This is a genomic window from Actinomadura macra NBRC 14102 (assembly GCF_001552215.1).
Lineage (GTDB): Bacteria > Actinomycetota > Actinomycetes > Streptosporangiales > Streptosporangiaceae > Spirillospora > Spirillospora macra.
In genome coordinates, this window is the sequence record NZ_BCQT01000004.1 from 117,836 (window position 1) to 134,845 (window position 17,010).

Annotated in this window: 12 protein-coding genes; 1 reads left to right on the forward strand and 11 read right to left on the reverse strand. The window is 72.2% G+C overall.

Annotated elements, in window-relative coordinates; genetic code table 11:
* Nucleotides 1-6: 6 nt before the first annotated feature.
* Complete coding sequence (locus tag AMA02S_RS05300) at nt 7-1,377, forward strand: O-antigen ligase family protein (protein ID WP_067452497.1); 1,371 nt, start codon at nt 7-9, stop codon at nt 1,375-1,377.
* Here AMA02S_RS05300 and AMA02S_RS05305 read toward each other — a convergent pair.
* The 11 genes from AMA02S_RS05305 to AMA02S_RS05355 all read right to left on the reverse strand — a co-directional run bounded on the left by AMA02S_RS05305 (nt 1,368) and on the right by AMA02S_RS05355 (nt 16,972).
* On the reverse strand, nt 1,368-2,336 hold the full coding sequence (locus tag AMA02S_RS05305; RefSeq protein WP_067452500.1) for a right-handed parallel beta-helix repeat-containing protein: 969 nt from the start codon (nt 2,334-2,336) through the stop codon (nt 1,368-1,370). The genes AMA02S_RS05300 and AMA02S_RS05305 overlap by 10 nt on opposite strands.
* 12 nt (nt 2,337-2,348) lie before the next feature.
* Nucleotides 2,349-3,461 carry a DegT/DnrJ/EryC1/StrS family aminotransferase gene (locus AMA02S_RS05310; protein WP_067452503.1) on the reverse strand — a complete coding sequence of 371 codons (1,113 nt, stop codon included), beginning with the start codon at nt 3,459-3,461 and terminating at the stop codon, nt 2,349-2,351.
* A complete protein-coding gene (locus AMA02S_RS05315; RefSeq protein ID WP_067452506.1) occupies nt 3,458-4,123 on the reverse strand; it encodes an acetyltransferase in 666 nt (221 codons plus the stop codon). Before AMA02S_RS05315 ends, AMA02S_RS05310 begins: the two co-directional genes overlap by 4 nt.
* Nucleotides 4,116-5,573: a lipopolysaccharide biosynthesis protein gene (locus AMA02S_RS05320; RefSeq protein ID WP_067452508.1), complete on the reverse strand. Its 1,458-nt coding sequence runs from the start codon at nt 5,571-5,573 to the stop codon at nt 4,116-4,118. The genes AMA02S_RS05315 and AMA02S_RS05320 overlap by 8 nt, the downstream gene beginning before the upstream one ends.
* Entirely contained in the window at nt 5,570-6,802 is a 1,233-nt protein-coding gene (locus AMA02S_RS05325; RefSeq protein WP_067452510.1) for a glycosyltransferase, read from the reverse strand. Before AMA02S_RS05325 ends, AMA02S_RS05320 begins: the two co-directional genes overlap by 4 nt.
* A complete protein-coding gene (locus AMA02S_RS05330) occupies nt 6,799-7,917 on the reverse strand; it encodes a DegT/DnrJ/EryC1/StrS family aminotransferase (RefSeq protein ID WP_067452511.1) in 1,119 nt (372 codons plus the stop codon). The genes AMA02S_RS05325 and AMA02S_RS05330 overlap by 4 nt, the downstream gene beginning before the upstream one ends.
* Nucleotides 7,914-9,104 (reverse strand): glycosyltransferase, encoded by a 1,191-nt coding sequence (locus AMA02S_RS05335; RefSeq protein WP_157430395.1) that lies wholly within the window; start codon nt 9,102-9,104, stop codon nt 7,914-7,916. Before AMA02S_RS05335 ends, AMA02S_RS05330 begins: the two co-directional genes overlap by 4 nt.
* Nucleotides 9,101-10,132 carry an NAD-dependent epimerase/dehydratase family protein gene (locus AMA02S_RS05340; protein WP_067452516.1) on the reverse strand — a complete coding sequence of 344 codons (1,032 nt, stop codon included), beginning with the start codon at nt 10,130-10,132 and terminating at the stop codon, nt 9,101-9,103. The genes AMA02S_RS05335 and AMA02S_RS05340 overlap by 4 nt, the downstream gene beginning before the upstream one ends.
* Nucleotides 10,133-10,236: 104 nt before the next feature.
* Nucleotides 10,237-11,292: a Gfo/Idh/MocA family protein gene (locus tag AMA02S_RS05345; RefSeq protein ID WP_067452519.1), complete on the reverse strand. Its 1,056-nt coding sequence runs from the start codon at nt 11,290-11,292 to the stop codon at nt 10,237-10,239.
* 13 nt (nt 11,293-11,305) lie between these two features.
* Nucleotides 11,306-16,165, reverse strand: coding sequence for a DUF4082 domain-containing protein (locus tag AMA02S_RS05350; protein ID WP_084264669.1), 4,860 nt, complete (start codon nt 16,163-16,165; stop codon nt 11,306-11,308).
* Nucleotides 16,166-16,360: 195 nt separating this feature from the next.
* Nucleotides 16,361-16,972, reverse strand: a complete 612-nt coding sequence (locus tag AMA02S_RS05355; protein WP_067452522.1) for an acyltransferase — start codon at nt 16,970-16,972, stop codon at nt 16,361-16,363.
* Nucleotides 16,973-17,010: the final 38 nt, after the last annotated feature.

Here is a 17,010-nt window from a genome sequence, read left to right on the forward strand (position 1 = left end):
CCGCCGATGGCTCTGCTCACCGCGCCCGACGAGAGCCCGGCGACGGCACGCCCCCTGATCCGCCAGGTGGACGTCGTCACCGTCCTCAGCCTTTTCGTGTTCGTGCTCACGGTGGTACCCGCACGCTTCGTCGTGGGCCCGCTCGGCGCGGCGGGCACCCCCGCCGGGATCATGTCGGTGCTCTGCCTGTTCTGGTACCTGAGCTCGATGATCGCGGCGCGGACGTCGCCGATCCGCGGGCGGCAGCCCGTCCGCGGCATCATCGTGGTGTTCTGCTGCACGATGCTCGCCTCCTACGCCGCGGCGATGCAGCGCCAGCTCCCGGGGCTGGAGGCCAACGCCGCCGACCGGGGGCTGATCCTGACGGCGGGGTGGGCCGGGGTCGCGCTGCTGGCCGCCGACGGCATCCCCCGGCTGGACCGGCTGGAGGCGGTGCGCAGGAGGCTCGTGGCGGGCGGCGGGTTCATCGCCGTCCTCGGCTGCCTCCAGTTCTTCACCGGCTTCGACCTCGCCGGACACCTGGCGTTCCCGGGGCTGACGACCAGCACGTCCTACACCTCGCTGCTCAGCCGCGACGATTTCAACCGGCCGATGGCGACCGCGACGCACCCGATCGAGTTCGGGGTCGTGCTGGCGATGCTGCTGCCGCTCGCCCTGCACGGCGCCGTGCACGCCGGAGAGGGACGCCGCGGACGGCGCTGGCTCCTGGTCTCGGTGATCCTGCTGGTGCTGCCGATGACGGTGTCCCGGTCGGCGATCCTCGGGCTCGCGGTGGTCTGCATCGTCGTGCTGCCGATCTGGCCGGCGGTGTGGCGGGTCACGGCGCTGCTCGTGCTGGGGGTGTTCATGGTCGGGCTGCGCGCGCTCGTCCCCGGCCTGATCGGCACGCTGACCAGCCTGGTGTCCGACATCGGCTCGGACTCCAGCACGGTCACCCGCACCAACGACTACATCGTCATCAACGAGTCGTTCGCGCATCGCCCCTGGTTCGGGCAGGGCTTCGGGACGTACCTGCCGCAGACGTACCGGATCCTCGACAACCAGTATCTGCTGTCACTGGTGGAGACGGGGGTCGTCGGGGTGGCGGCGCTGATCATCGTCCTGGTCGCGGGATGGTTCCTGGCCCGGTCGGCGCGCCGCGCGTGCCTGGCCCGCGGCGACCTCGAGACCGCGCACCTGGCGCAGTGCCTCGCGGCGTCGATGGCGGTGGCGCTGTTCTCGTTCGGGACGTTCGACGCGTTCAGCTTCCCGATGGTCGCGACCCTGGCGTTCCTGGTGCTCGGCTGCTGCGGCGCGCTGTGGCGCCTCACCCACGAGGACGCGGCGGAGGGCGGGAGCGCCCCCGGAGACGGGGGCGCTCCCACGGGTCAGGGCTGAATGCCCTTGCCCGTCTCAGCCCACAGGTTGCCGCTCCAGACATTGCCCTTGCCGGACGGCTCGAACGCGGTGACCGGCCCGAAGTAGCCGCTCTTCTTGAACATCTGCTTGCTGAAGACGTTCCGCAGGATCTTGATGTTGGTCGAGCGGCCGAACCTGCCCTTGCCGCCGTACAGGGCGTAGCCGCCGCCCGACAGGAGGTTCCCGTCGATCGTGACGTCGTGCGCGCGGCCGAAGTCCTGGTAGATCGAGATCGCGGAGGTCTGCGAGACGGGGTTCAGCACCACGTTGTGGCGGACGACGAGCCGCAGCCCGGCCGCCGGCCCGGAGTTGGACTGGACGCCCGTCACATGGTCGCCGGGGAACTCCTTGAGCTTGTCGATCAGCGAGTCCTCGATGAGCCCGTGGTCGGTGTTGATGCCGTTGGCGACGGTGTGGACGTGGGTCTTGCGGACGGTCAGCATCCCACCGTGGTTGACGATGCCGTACTGCACCTTCCGGCGGCCGTCCCCGTTGATCTCGCTGTTCTCCACCCGCAGCCCGGACGCGCCCTTGCGCTGGATGATGCCCCACTGCCCGGCGCCGATCAGGTGGGTGTTGCGGATGGTGACGTCGCTCGCGACGACGTTGATCTCCGTCCGGACGAGCAGGCCGTCGATGACCGCACCGCGCTTGCGGACCGTGATGGGACCGCTCGGCTTCAGCTTCCGGCCTGCGGGCACCCCGACGGTCTTCAGGTTCGGCCAGGTGATCCGGGATCCCTCACCGCCCGCGGGCGGTGCGGACCGCAGCTTTAAGGGCGGCACCGACACCGTCGGCCCCGACGGCGCCGCCGGTGTGGACACCGTGGGCCGCGCGGCGGCGGTGGCGGCCGCGCGTTTCCCCTCCCCGCTGTTCGAGCACGCGCCCAGGCACAGGGCGGCGGCGGTGAACACGAGCAGGACCTTACGCAAAGCCATGGGGGTCTCCCTCTATCCGAGGATCTTCCACAGGGCGTCGGCGACCTTCTGCTGCTGTTCCTCGGTGATCTGCGGGAACATCGGCAGCGAGAGGATCTGCCCGGCGGCGGCTTCGGCGACCGGGAAGTCCCCGGGGCCGTGGCCGAGATGCCGGAACGCGGGCTGGAGATGGACGGGAACGGGGTAGTGGATGCCCACCCGGACCCCCATCTCCCCCAGCCGCTCGGCGACCTCGTCCCGTCGCGGGACGCGGATGACGTACAGGTGCCAGACGTGCTCGCCGCCCGCCGCCGAGGGCGGGACCAGGCCGGGGATTCCGGCGAGCAGTTCAGCGTAGCGCGCGGCGGCCACGCGGCGCTGCTCGTTCCAGCCGTCCAGGCGGCGCAGCTTCGCGCGCAGGACGACGGCCTGGAGGGTGTCCAGGCGCGAGTTGAACCCGACGATCTCGTGGTGGTACTTGCGCTCGCTGCCGTGGTCGCGCATCAGCCGCACCGTCCGCGCCAGCTCGTCCGAGCCGGTGATGACGGCGCCGGCGTCGCCGTAGGCGCCGAGGTTCTTGCCGGGGTAGAAGCTGGTGGCGGCGATGGCGCCGGCGAGGCCCTGCCCGTCGCGGACGGCGCCCTGCGACTGCGCGGCGTCCTCCAGGACGGGCGGGCCGAGCCGGAGGAGCCGGTCCATGTGGGCCAGCCGCCCGTACAGGTGGACGGGAATGATCGCGCCCGTGGACGGGCCCGTCGCCGCGGCGGCCAGGTCCTGGTCGATCAGCAGGTCGTCGGGGTCGACGTCCACCAGGACGGGGCGGGCGCCGGCGCGCACGACCGCCTCGGCGGTCGCGATGAACGTGTTGGCGGGCAGGACGACGTCCGGCCCGTCCCCGCCACCCCGCTCCTGGGCCCCTCGCTCGTGGAAGAGGGCACGCAGGGCCAGTTCGAGCGCGTCGGTGCCGTTGCCCAGGCCGACGCAGTGCGCGGCGCCGCTGAAATGGGCGTACTCGCGCTCGAACCCGGCCACGTCGGGGCCCTGGACGAACGCGCCCTTGGCCATGACGCGGTCGAATCCCGCGCGGACCTGGCGCTCCACCTCGGCGTGCGCGGCGGCGAGATCGACGAAGGGGACCTCGGTCATCGGACTTCCTTCCGGTGCGGTGCGGGACGCAGGTAGCGCGCGGGCGAGCCGACCCAGACCTCGCCGGCGGGCACGTCCTGCAGGACGACCGCGCCCATGCCGACGAGCGCGCCGGGCCCGATCGTGACGCCCTGCCGGACGATGGCGCCGGTGCCGACGTAGGCGCCCGCGCGGACGCGCACGCCGCCGCTGAGCCGGGCGCCCGCGGCGATGGTGACGTAGTCCTCGATGACGTCGTCGTGCGTCACCGTGACATGCGGCATGATCGCGACGTGCGCGCCGATCCGCGCCGAGGCGGTCAGGACGGTCTGGGCGAGCACGACGGAGCCGGGGCCGATCCGCGAGGACGGCGCGACCCACGCGGCCGGGTGGACGAGCGTCGCGTAGCGCGACGCCGGCAGTTCCAGGCGGGCGACGATCCGGCGGCGGCTGTCGTAGTCGGCGGGGCTGCCGGTGGACACGACGACGCAGGCGTCCGCCATGTCCGCGATCTCCTTGGTGTCGCCGAGGATCGGCAGGCCGTCCACGGTGTCGCCGAGCCGGCCCCGGTCGTCGTCGCCGAAGCCCAGCAGCCGCCAGCCGGGCAGCGCGGTGACGGCCTGCGCGGTCTCGCGGCCGAAGCCGCCCGCACCGTAGATGACCAGGTCACGTATGTCACGCATCGGCGCCCTCCAGAGTGCGCAGCCCGCTGAGGGTGCCGCGCGTGCGGTGGAACAGCAGCCCGATCGCCGCCAGGGCGGTGAGCCCGGCCACGGCGAGCGCGGCGATGTCCAGGGAGATGGTCGCGTGTGCCGCGGCGGCGGCGAGCCCGACCGCCGCGGCGATCAGGGCGGGCGGCGCGACCCGCGCGAGGACGGCCCGCACGCCGACCCCGGACCGGTGCAGTTCCCACAGGTAGAGGGGGAGCACGATGAGCGCGGCGACCGCGACGTGCGCGGCGCCGACACCGGGGATGCCGTGCAGCTCGGCCCCGGCGACCAGGGCGGGGACGAGCGCGAGCAGCCAGACGAGCTGGACGGTGAACACCGCGCGGGAGCGGGCGAGCACGACGAAGTAGTCGTACATCAGCTCGAACATGATCCGCAGGCCGCCGAGGATGCCGAGCCACAGCAGCGCGTCCGCCGCCGGTCCCCACCGTTCGCCGTACACCAGCCGGATCAGCGGCTCGGCGGCGCCCGACAGCAGCAGGCAGACGGGCAGCGTCAGCCCGGCGAGCAGGCCCGCGGTCGACAGGAACGCGCCGCGCAGCGCCGGCGGATCGTGCTGGAGCCGGGCGAACGCGGCGGGTGCGACGCTGCGGACGGGCTGGGAGAACATCGTCACGGGCCAGTTGGACAGGTTGAAGGCCAGCACGTAGAAGCCGAGGGCGGTCGCGCCGAGCATGTGCCCGACGACCAGCTGGTCGACGGTCGCGACCGCGAACACCACGATGCTCGACCCGGCGAGCGGGAGCCCGAACCGCAGCAGCGCCCGTGCCCGCCCGCGGTCGAACCCGAACCGCAGCGGCTCGGGCGACGCCCACACCAGCAGGACGGCGGACGCGGCGGAGCCTGCCAGCCGCCCGATCGCGATGCTCATCGCGCCCATACCGGTCGCGGCCAGCGCGATCGACACGATCGCCCCGCCCCAGTTGTTGACCTGGTCGGCGAGCATCTTGCGGTCCTGCCGGAAGCCGCGTTGCAGCAGCGCGGCGGGCACCGCGACGATGCCGCTGACGACCACGCTGAGGGTGAGCAGCCGGATCACGCCGGAGGCGTCGGGCGCGCCCATCGCCGTGGCGAACGCGGGGGCGCCGAGGAAACAGCCCACGTAGATCAGGACGCTGGAGGCGACGGAGATCGTCGCGACGGTGGGGGCGATCTCGCGGGGGTCGCCGGGCCAGCGGACGATCGCCAGGCTCACCCCGAGCTCGTGGAAGCTCAGCACGGCGAGCAGCGCGACCATCGCGACCGCGAACACGCCGAACTCGGCCGGGCCGAGCAGCCGGGCGAGCGCGATGCCGATGGCGAGGGTGCCGAGCCGTCCGACCGCCGTGTTGACCAGGCTCCAGCCGAGCGCGCGGGACGCCTTGCCGAACAGGGAGTCCTCGTCGCCGACGGTCAGCCTGGTCACCGGGTCTCCCCCCGGGCCACGGCGTTGAAGTCGTCGCGGGCGACGGGCCCGCGGAGTTTGCGGGCCTTACGAGCGATCTTGTACCCCACGACGCGCGCCGTCGTCACCGCCGCGTCCCGGCGTGCGGCCAGGCCCGGCGTCGCCGACAGCGCCTCCCGGTAGATGGCCTCCTGCACCGAGGCGGCGCGTTCGAGGCTGAACCGCTCGGTGACGAGGCGGCGGCCGTAGTCGCCCAGCTCCTTGCGGCGGACGTCGTCGCCCGCCAGGTCGCGCAGGATCTCCGCCAGCCGCTCGGCGCCTCTTCCCCCGACGCCGTACCAGCCCTGCCCGAGGAAGGTCTCGGCGGTGTCCGGGGTGAGCGGTTCGAAGAAGCCGCGCTCGCCCTGGACGATGAGCGGGCGGCCGAACGCCAGCGCCCGCAGCGCGGAGCCGCCCATGCCGAGTGCGATCGTCGCGGCGGCGTAGGCGGGGCGCGGGTCGTCCAGCTGGCCGGTGAGCACGACCGCGCGGCGGCCCGCACGGGCGTTGGCGCGGGCGGCGCGGGCCTCGACCTGGTCGCGGCAGGGCCCGTCGCCGGCGATGATGAGCCGCAGCGGCAGATCCGCGGCGAGGTCCCCGACGACGTCGACCGCGGTCAGCAGCCCCTCCAGCTTGAGTTCGGCGACGAGGCGGCAGACGACCACGACATCCAGCGGGCCGCGGTCGAGGTCGAACCGTTCGCGGAAGTCGGCGGTGGGGTGTCCGGGGGCGTTGGCGTGCACGTCCACCGGCGGTTCGATCAGGTGGACGGCGCCGGGACGGCGGCGGCTCCGGCGCTCCAGCACGTCCCGGCGGATCTGCTCGGTGCCGACGACGAGCGGCAGCGACGGCGGCAGGAACGGCGCGACCGCCATCGACATCACGGTGCAGACCGCCGCCGTTCCCTTCCGGCGGCGCGCGGCGTAGAAGGCCTCGATGCCGGGCGGCCACTCGTAGCCGTGGACGACGTCGAAGCCGCGCTCGTCCGCGAGCCGCGCCAGCAGCCGGACGGTCGACGGGGACGGGCGCCGCCGCCCCGGGTCCAGTGGCACGTGCTCGATCCCGGCGGCCAGCACCCGGTCGACCAGCGGACCGGGCTCGCCCGCGACCACGACCTCGTGCCCGAGGTCGCGGACGGCCCCGGCCAGCTCGATCGCGTTGAGCTGGCTGCCGCCGATCTCCATGGCGTGCGGGTAGACCAGGATCCTCATGCGTGCGCCGCCACCGCCTCGACGACCCGGTCCTGCTGCGCGTGCGTCATGTCGTGGAAGAGCGGCAGGATCAGCGACCGGGTCGTGAACCGGTCGGTCGCCGGGAGGTCCGCGGGCACATCGGCGTAGGCGGGCTCCCGGTGCGCCGCCATGATTCCCCTCCGGGCGGAGATCCCCGCGTCCAGCAGGAGTTGCAGCAGCTCGTCGCGGCCGACGGGGAAGCCGTCCGGCAGCGTGATCCAGAACGACTGGTAGTTGGTCGTGCCGTGCGCCGGGTCCCCCGCGCAGGCGATGCCGGGCAGGTCGGCGAGCAGCCGCCGGTACCGTGCCGCCAGTTCCCGGCGCCGCTCGACGATCCCGTCGAGGCGGGTGAGCTGGACGAGCCCCATCGCGGCCTGGAGATCGGTCATCCGGTAGTTGAAGCCGGTCTCGTCGTACTCCTCGATGACCACCTTCGCGCTGCCGTGCCGGTCGGCCGCGCTCACGCTCATGCCGTGTTCGCGGAGCCGCCGCGCACGCCGCGCCAGGGCCTCGTCGGCGGTGGTGAGCATCCCGCCCTCACCGGTCGTCAGCAGCTTGCGCGGGTGGAACGACCAGGCGGCCAGCTCGGCGCCCGCCCCCACCGGACGGCCCTTGTACGTCGAGCCGGCGGCGCACGCCGCGTCCTCCACGACGGTGATCCCCAGCGGGTCGCACAGCGTCCGGACCGCGTCGAGGTCGGCCGGGATCCCGCCCTGGTCGACGAGGATCACCGCGCGGGTCCGCGGGGTGAGGACGGCCTCCACGTTCTTGGCGTCCATGTTGCCGGTGCCGGGGTCCACGTCGGCGAACACGACGCGGCCTCCGGCGTGCCGGACGACGTTGGCGGTGGCGATGAACGACAGCGAGGGGACCACCACGTCGTCACCGGGCCCGACGCCGGCGAGCAGCAGCGCCAGGTGCAGCGCGGTCGTGCAGGACGAGACGGCCACACCGTGCGCCGTCGCGCCGCGTTCGGCGAACGCGGCCTCGAAGTCGGCGACGCGCGGCCCCTGAGCCACCCATCCCGAGCGCACGACCTCGGCGACCGCCGCGGCCTCCTCCTCGCCCAGCACGGGCCTGATGACAGGGATCACGGTGCGGGTTCCTCCAGTGCGGATGAGACGGGGTCACAGTGGGCGAGCTGGGCCAGCAGCCGGGCGCGTTGCGTCCAGTCGTGCCCGGCGGCGAACTCGCGGCGCCGGGCGAGCAGGTCCGGCACTGGCTCGGCCGCCAGTTCCTCCTCCACCGCGCGCAGGAACCCGCGCGGGGTGGACTCGGCCCTGATCAGCTCCCGCCCGCCGGGGAACGCACGCAGCCACCGGGTCGCGGGCAGGTCGGTCGAGACCACGCCGCGGCCGGCGGCCAGGTAGTCCAGCGTCTTGATGGGGAAGCTCGCGCGGTTGAAGTCGTCCAGCAGGTACGGGGTCAGCCCGACCCTGATCGTGCTCAGGTACGACGGGAGCTCGGCGAAGCTCTTGCGGCCCGTCCAGCAGACGTTGTCACGCCGGACGAGCGCCCGGAAGCGCGCCGGGTGGTGGCCGGGGTCGTGCGGGCCGATCAGGACCAGCGGGTGCCCGGCGCCGGCGACCGCCTCCAGCAGCCCGAGGTCGATCCGCGCGTTGATGTGCCCGGCGAACCCGGCGGCGGGGCGGTCGAAGCGCGGGACGTCCTCCGGCCACGGCTCGGAGCCGATCCCCTCGTAGGCCTCCGGGGCGCAACCGTTCGGGACGAGCGCGACGTCCCGCCCCCGGGCCTTGAACTGGTCACGCAGCAGCGGCGACACCACCGCGACGGCGTCGGCGCCGGCGGCCATCCGGTCCCGCGCCGCCGCGAGACGCCGCCGGGGCAGCCCGATCAGCTCGGCACCGGCCACCAGGTCGTCGGTGACGTACAGCAGCCGCCGCGCGCCCGGCACCGCGTTCAGCAGGTCGGTGTGGGTCGCGACCACCACCGCCGCGACCCGGTCGTCCATCCTGCGCGCCACGCGCCGTCCGGTGCGCCGGGCGGTGCGCCGCACGAGCGCGGCGGTGACATGGTGCATCCCAGGACGGTACATACCGGGCAGCACGCGCGGGCGGATCCGCCAGACGCCCGAACCCTCCTGGCGCAACCGCATCCCCGGGCGGAACGCGCCGGCGAGGTGCGGGCGCAGCAGCGGGGTCAGCAGCGACACGGGAGGATCGACGTACAGGACGGGATGCAGCGCGTTCAGCCGATCCGCGAGCTGCCGGTCGGTGCCGGCCACGCCGTCGTACGGCGTCCCCGCGAAATAGACGATCACTCGGGCTCCCGCCGGGCGGCTCGCCACCACTCGACCAGCCGGCGCAGCCCCTCCTCCAGGTCCACCTGCGCCTTCCAGCCGAGGTCGCGCCGCGCGGCGGACACGTCCGCGAGCCGCCGGGACACCCCGTTGACGGCGCGGGCGGGGCCGAACTCCAGGCCGAGGTCCTCGGCGTCCATGATGCGCAGCAGCGCTTCGGCCAGTTCGCGCAGGCTGGTCTCGGCGCCGGCGCCGATGTTGTACACCGCGTCCGTCACCTCCGCCTCGGCGGCCAGAAGGTTGGCGCGGGCGATGTCCTCGGTGAACACGAAGTCCATCGTCTGCTCGCCGTCGCCGAGGATCAGCGGCGGGCGCCCGTCCGTGATCCGCTCCATCCACCGGATCAGCACCTCGGTGTAGAGGCCGTGGACGTCCATCCGCGGCCCGTACACGTTGAAGTACCGCAGGGCCACGTAGTCGAGGCCGCGCATCGCGTGGAAGCTGCGCAGCATCCCCTCGTTGAACGTCTTGGCGGCGCCGTAGAAGGTGTCGTTGGCGTACGGGTGGTGGTCCTCGGCCGTGGGGAACTCCTCCGCCATCCCGTACACCGACGCCGACGACGACGCGATGACCTTGCGGACGCCGGCGTCGGCCGCCGCCTCCACCACCTCGTACGTGCCGTCGACGAGCACCTCCAGCGCCAGCCGGGGCTCCTCCGCGCACTGGGTGATCCGGATGGCGGCCAGGTGGAAGACCAGGTCCACGCCGTCCATGAGGGAGCGGACCAGCTCACGGTCGCGGATGTCGCCCTCGACGAGCCGCACCGTCCCGGGCCCGTCCGGTGCCAGGGCCGCCGCGAGGTTGGCGTGCCGCCCCCGGACGAGGTTGTCCAGCACCACGACCTCGGCCGCGCCCCCCGCGGCGAGCTGGTCGACGATCGTGGACCCGATGGTCCCCGCACCCCCGGTGACCAGGCAGCGGGCCCCTTCGATCACACCTGCCCCGTGCGAGGGGTCGACCCCCCGCGCCCCCCGATTCGCTTCGCTCATGCCTGCCCCGTGCGGGGGGACGACCCCCCGCGCCCCCCGATTCGCTTCGCTCATGCCTGCCCCGTGCGGGGGGACGACCCCCCGCACCCCCCGATTCGCTTCGCTCATGCGTTCTCCTTCATGACGTTCTGTACGGGAACAAGCGCACCGCCCTCTTCGGCGCTGCGCGTGGCGGCTTCCAGCAACGCGACGACCCGCAGGCCGGCGCCGCCGTCGGTCATCGCCGGACGGCCCTCGTTGATCGCGGCGGCCAGTTCGGTCATGACCTCGCGCAGCGCCTCCCGCTCGGGCAGCGCCGGGACGAGGATGTCGCCGACACGGTAGGAGATCAGCGCGGCGTGCCGCTCGTCGTGGCCGAGGGACCCGGCCGGGGCCCGGTCGACGCCCCGGTCGTACACCGCGAGCCGCTGGACGGGGTTCAGGTCGTCCCACACGATCGTGCGGCGCGACCCGCCGATCACCGTCGTGCGGATCTTGGTGGGGCTGAGCCAGTTGACGTGGACGTGCGCCATGACACCGGTGGACAACTGCACCGACAGATGCGCGACGCACAGCCGTCCCGCGCCGATCGGGTCGCTGCCACGCGCCGCGACCGCCTCGACCCGCACGTCGTCCGGCAGGACGTGGTCCAGGATCGACAGGTCGTGCGGGGCGAGGTCCCACAGGACGTCCACGTCCGGCTGGACGAGACCGAGGTTGATCCGCACCGAGTCCACGAACTGGACGTCGCCGATCTCGCCGCCGTGGATCAGCTCACGGATCTTCCGCACGGCCGGGGTGTAGCAGTAGGTGTGGTCGCACATCAGCACGAGCCCCGACCGCTCCGCGAGGTCCACCAGCTTCGCGCTCTCGTCCGCGCTGGGCGTGAGCGGCTTCTCCACCAGCACGTGCTTGCCGGCCTCCAGCGCCGCCCGGACGAGGTCGAAGTGCGTCGCCGCCGGGGTGGCGACCGCGACGGCCGCCACGTCCGGGTCGTCCAGAACCTGCTGGAAGGACGAGGTCGCCCGGACGGTCGTGTACGGCCCGAGGACGGCGCGGGCGCGCTCCTCGTCCAGGTCGCACAGCCACTCCAGCCGTAGTGCCGGAGTGGCCTGCGCGGTCCGCACGAGGTTCGGGCCCCAGTATCCGGCGCCGACCACCGCCAGGCCGATGGGTTCCATCAGGGCGTTCTCCTCAGGGTTGGGTGGTGGTGAACACGACGTCGACCCAGTAGTTGGACGTGGATCCGCTGGTGGGGAATCCGCCGGACCCGTAGGCGTACAACCCGTTGGGGCCGTCGTCGCCCGCGCGCAGAGCGTGCAGGGGCGGCGCGTCCACACCGGCGTTGGCGAAGCCGCCGACGTTCGCCGAGTAGCGCCCGTTCGGTGCCAGGTAGGACACGATGTAGGTCGTCCCAGCCGTCACCTGGACGGGGCTGGAGAAGGTGACCTGCTGCCAGCCCGCCGCGGACTCGTTCGAGAACGTCGCCGTGGCGAGGCGCGTGCCGTCGGGCTTCCACAGGGACCCGGTGTGCGTCCCGGTGTTGCCCGCGCCCTTGTAGAACCGGACGCCCGTGACCCAGCCGTTGGAATCGGCGCGGAACTTCATGCCGAGTTCCACGGACCCGTGGTCGTCCACGCTCGGGACCTGCGGAGCGTCCTCGTCCGCCCAGACCGAGCACGGGCAGGTGCCCGGCGTGGTCTGCTTGGCCGTGGTGAACGACCAGGTCTTCGCCGAGGCCAGCGTGTTGCCCGCCAGGTCCTTCGCGCCCTCCACCTTCACCGTGTACTTCGTCTGCCAGCCGAGCGCGGACGTCGGTGTGAAGGAGGACGTGCGGGTCGCCGGGTCGTAGCTCACCGATCCGGGCACCGCCGTGCCGCCGGGGCCGGTGACCGTGAACTGCACGGTGGCGCCCTGCACGGCCTCATCGAACGTGACGGACGGGTGCACCACCCGCGGGACGCTCGTGGCGCCGTCCACCGGGTCGACCGTGTCGATGGTCGGTGGCGTGGTGTCGCCGGGCGCGACGAGTGAGAAGACCGGGTCCACCCAGTAGTTCGCCGCACCGTAGGTCTGGTTCGGGAACCGCGAGGTCGCGCTGTAGATGTAGACCCCGTTGCCGCTTGCGGCGTCGTTGGACGGGGCGTGCAACGGCGCGTTGTCGTAGGCGTTGCCGAAGTAGCCGCCGTCCGCCGAGTAGTTGCCGTTCGGCGCGAAGTAGGAGGCGATGTAGGTCACGCCCGCGCTCACCGGGACCGGTGCGGAGAACGTCAGGCGCTGCCAGCCGGACGTCGTCTCGCCGGTGAACGTCCCGGTGGCGAGACGTGTGCCGTCCGTCCTCCACAGGGACCCGGTGTGCGTCCCGGTGTTGCCCGCGCCCTTGTAGAAGCGGACGCCGGAGACCCAGCCGTTCTGGTCGGCGGTGAACTTCACGCCCGCTTCGAGCGCGTTGCCGTCACCGGACGACGGGGTCGAGGGCGCCGCGTCGCTGGGGAACAGCGTGCACGGGCAGGAACCCGACGTGGTGAACGACCACTGGGTGGTGCCGGACATCGTGTTGCCCGCGATGTCCTTCGCGCCGCTGACGCTCGCGGTGTAGGTGGTCGCCGCGGCCAGCCCGGAGGCCGGCGTGAACGTCGCCACCCGCCCGGACGAGTCGAGCGCCACGGAACCGGAGACCGCCTGGCCGCCCGGACCCGCCAGGGTGAACACCGGCGACCCGGTCCGGACCGGCTCGTTGAACGTCGCGGTGATCTTGCTCCCGGTGGGGACGCTGGTGGCGTCGCTCCCCGGGCGCTTGACAGTGACGGACGGGGCCGTCGTGTCCGGCGGCGGCTCGTAGACGACGTCCACCCAGTAGTTGCTGGCGCCGGAACTCTGGTTCGGGAAGCCGCGCGGCCCGTACTTGTACACCCCGTTCCCGCCACCGTCACCGTTCGCGAGCGCCTTCAGCGGCGGGTTGTAGGTCGCGGCGCTGAGCCCACCGTAGTTGGCCGAGTACCAGCCCTTGGTCGTGTGGTACGACGCGACGTACGTCGTCCCGGCGGTCACGTGGACGGGTGTGGAGAACGTGACCTCCTGCCATCCCAGCGTGGACTCGTTGGAGAACGTCGCGGACGCGAGCTGCTGCCCGGCCGCCGTCCACAGCGTGCCGATGTGGGTGCCGTCGTTGTTGCGTCCCTTGTGGAAGCGGATGCCCTTGATGAAGCCGTCGCCGTCGGCTGTGAACCGGACGCCGAGCTCCAGCTCGTTGGGGTCGTTGACGCCTTCGACTCCGGGTGAGGTGGAGTCGTTCCAGATGCTGCACGGGCACGAGCCCGGCTGCGGCGTCGCCTTGGCCGTTGTGAAGAAGTAGGTGAAGTCCTGCATCGTGTTGCCCGCGTCGTCCTTGGCCCCGGTGACCGTCACCGTCAGCTTGGTGTTGTCGGGCAGCGTCGCGGACGGAGTGAAGGTCAGGACCGTCCTGGAGGCGTCCAGGCTCGCCGTGCCCGCGACCGTCGCCGTGCCGTTCTTCAGGGTGAAGTTCGGGGTGCCGGTCTGGACGGCCTCGCTGAACGTCACCGTCGGCTTGGTGGAGGTCTTGACGCTGGACGAGCCCGCGTACGGGGTGTTGTCCACGACGGTGGGCGCCATGGTGTCCGGCGGCTTGACCGTGACGAACAGCGGGTCCACGTAGTAGTTGCCCCCGCTGTAGGTCGAGGTCGGGAAGCCGCTGCTGCCGGACCGGTAGACGCCGTTCCCGCCGTCCGCCTCGGCCTTCGGCGCGGTCAGCGGCGGGCGTTCGTGCGCGTTGATGGAGAAGAAGTTCGCGTCGGCCGAGTAATGGCCGTTCGGCGCGAAGTAGGACACCACGTACGTCGTTCCCGCGTCGATCTGCACCGCCACGGGGAACATGGCCGTCTGCCAGCCCGACGCGGTCTCGTCGGTGAACGTGGTGGAGGCCAGCTTCGTGCCATCGGCCTTCCACAGGCTGCCGGTGTGCGTCCCGGTGTTGCCCGTGCCCTTGTAGAACCGCACGCCGGTCACCCAGCCGGACACCGCCGACTTGAACTTCACCCCGGCCTCAAGGGACACGGTGTCGCTGTCGGCCGGGACCGCCGGCACGACCGAGTCACCGAACAGGCGGCAGGGGCAGCCGACGGCCACCGTCGTGCCGGCACCCGGCGTCTCGATGTTGCCGCTGTCGTCCACCGCCCGCGTCTTGATCACCACCGGGCCGTTGCCGGTCGCGTCCCACTTGTAGGTCCAGCTCGCGCGGCCGGTCGCGGGATGCCACGAGGCGCCGTTGTCGGTGGACACCTCGACGCCGGCGACCTGCCCGCCGCTGTCGCTGGCGGTTCCGCTGACCGTCACGGTGCGGCCGTTCACGATCTGCGTGCTCGCGACCGGCGAGGTCACCGTGGACACGGGCGCGGTGTGGTCCGTCGAGGCCGACGCGCGCACCAGCCCGCTGCCGTGGATCTGGTAGGGCTGCACGCCCATGTCGGCGAACAGGTTGATCGTCGCCTGCTGGATCTTCGGGTCGGGTGACGTGGGCGCCTCGGACGGCTTGTCGTGCTCGGCGTCCAGCCCCCACGACCACTGGACCGTCCCCCCGCCGAACACCAGCGCGCCGCTCGGCGCCCGGTACATCGTCAGGCTGTGCGTCGCCCGGCCCGGCGCCACGTTGAGGCCGTAGTCGATGAGCTTCTCCGGAACGTCCGCCGTCGTCGTGGACATGCGGAACAGGCCCGCCGGCCGGGCACCGTTGTCCAGGTCCTCGTCCCATTCGTACCCGACGGTCTGGTCGGCGAGTGTCGCCGTCGCCCCCGCCGCCTGGTTCTCCAGGCCGGTGCCACGCCAGAGCCGCATCTTGCCGTCCGCCGCGGGCACCTTGAGCGCGACGCCGCAGCAGTTCACCGTCCAGATCGTGCCGGTCAGCCCGTTCTCCGGACGGCCTCCGTCCGAGGGCGGGCTGAACCTGGGATCGCGCCAGCTGCCCGTCCACGTCGCCGTCGGGTCGGTCTTGGCGTTGGCGCGGGTCTCCTTGTAGGTCACCAGCGTCCGGTACGCGGTGCCGCCGGTGCCGTTCTCCCAGCGCGTCTTCCAGAACACCTCGTTGCCACTGAAGAACGCCAGGTGGACGCCCGCGTCGCGGGCCGCCTCCACGTTGGTGCGCTCGGCGCCCGACCAGTACTCGTCGTGCCCGACCGACAGGAACGTCTTGTGGTTCTTCAGCAGCGGGCCGCGCGCGTCGACGTCGGCGCCGGCCATGTAGCTGACGTCGTACCCGTTCGCCTCCAGGAAGCGGATCATCGGGTACTCGTTGGCGAAGACGAAGTCACGCCCCCAGGGCGTGCCCTCGCGGGTGTCGAACGGCCGGTTGTAGCTGACCTTGACCGCCCGTCCCGGGGCGGCGGCGCTGTCACCGAAGTAAAGGCTGTTGCCGCCCCACCGGTTGTACGCCTGCCAGGTGGTATCGGATGTTTTAAACAGCATGTCGGAGTGGCTCGCGTCATTTCGGACGACGAACATGATGTGGTTGTCGTCCTCGGTCCCGTCAGTACGGGAGATGTGCGCGAAGTAGACGCCGGACACCGCGGTGCTGGGAACCTGCCAGCTCGCCGACACACCCCAGTTGCCACAGTCGATCAGACCGGTGGCATCGTCGGTGAGACAGGACGGCTGGTGCTGCGGCAGCGTCGCCGACGGTGACACCGAGGCGACCTTGCGCGCACCGTCTCCGCCGTAATAGCCCATCCGGTAAATGTCGAGTGAGTACCGGCTCGCAGGCGTGTTGACTTTGAACTGAACCTGTTGCCCGACATTTACGCTGAAGTTCGCCGAGAAACCCTCGATGGTCTGCCCGCCACCGGAGACCTTCTCCCACTCCGAGGACGGCGAACCGGCCTTCGAATTCTCACATGCCACTGGATTTCCGCCGCTGTCACAAGGACCCACGGCGGCCAGCACGGCCGGCTGCGCCAGTGCGGCCAGCCCCGCTGCGACCAGCCCCGACACGAGCAGCATGAGCAGCGTCAGGCGCCGCGCCCGCTGCTTCCCGCCCCGATTCACGACGACCTCGACCAGACCATTTGTGCCCCTCAGGCTCGGCCCCCGCCACAAGAACCGGGGGTGCCTGAACGAGACCCCCGGCCCGCTTCGATTAGCAGGCCATTTGGGCAGGCCCTCGAAAGCACTCCGACTATAAGGTGGGCCGCACGAGCCGATGCCGGATTGGCCGGTGGTGGCCTCGCCGGAAGACGGGCGTCACCTGTTCGACAAGATCAGGCGTCCGCTTCCGGGCCCGCCCTCCGTCACGTACTCCTCGCCCGTGCGCGGGCAACGCCAGCGGCCGTCGCCCTCGTTCTTGAGCGGCTCCCCGGCGCGGCCGACCCAGCCGATCCGCCGGGCCGGGCTGCCCACGACGAGCGCGAAGTCCGGAACGTCCTTGGTGACCACCGCGCCCGCGCCGACGAGAGCGTGGCGGCCGATCGTCCGGCCGGCCACGATCACGGCGCGGGCGCCGATGGACGCGCCCTCCCGCACCGTGACGCCGAGCGCGTCCCAGTCGCCAGGACGCTTGAGGTCACCGTCCACGTCCGCCGAACGCGGGTACAGGTCGTTGGTCAGCACCGCGGCGGGGCCGATGAACACCCCGTCCTCCAGCACGGCCGGCTCGTAGACGAGCGCGTGGTTCTGCAGCTTGACGCGGTCGCCGATGCGGACGCCGGGGCCGACATAGGCGCCCCGCCCGACGATGCAGTCGCGACCGAGGACCGCGTCCTCACGTACCTGCGCCAGATGCCAGATCGTGGTCCCCTCACCGAGGAACGCGCGCTCGTCGACGTCCGCGCTGGGAAGGATGCGGGCTTCGCCCATAGGGGTGCCTCCGGAAGGTGACTGGTTCATACTCTGCC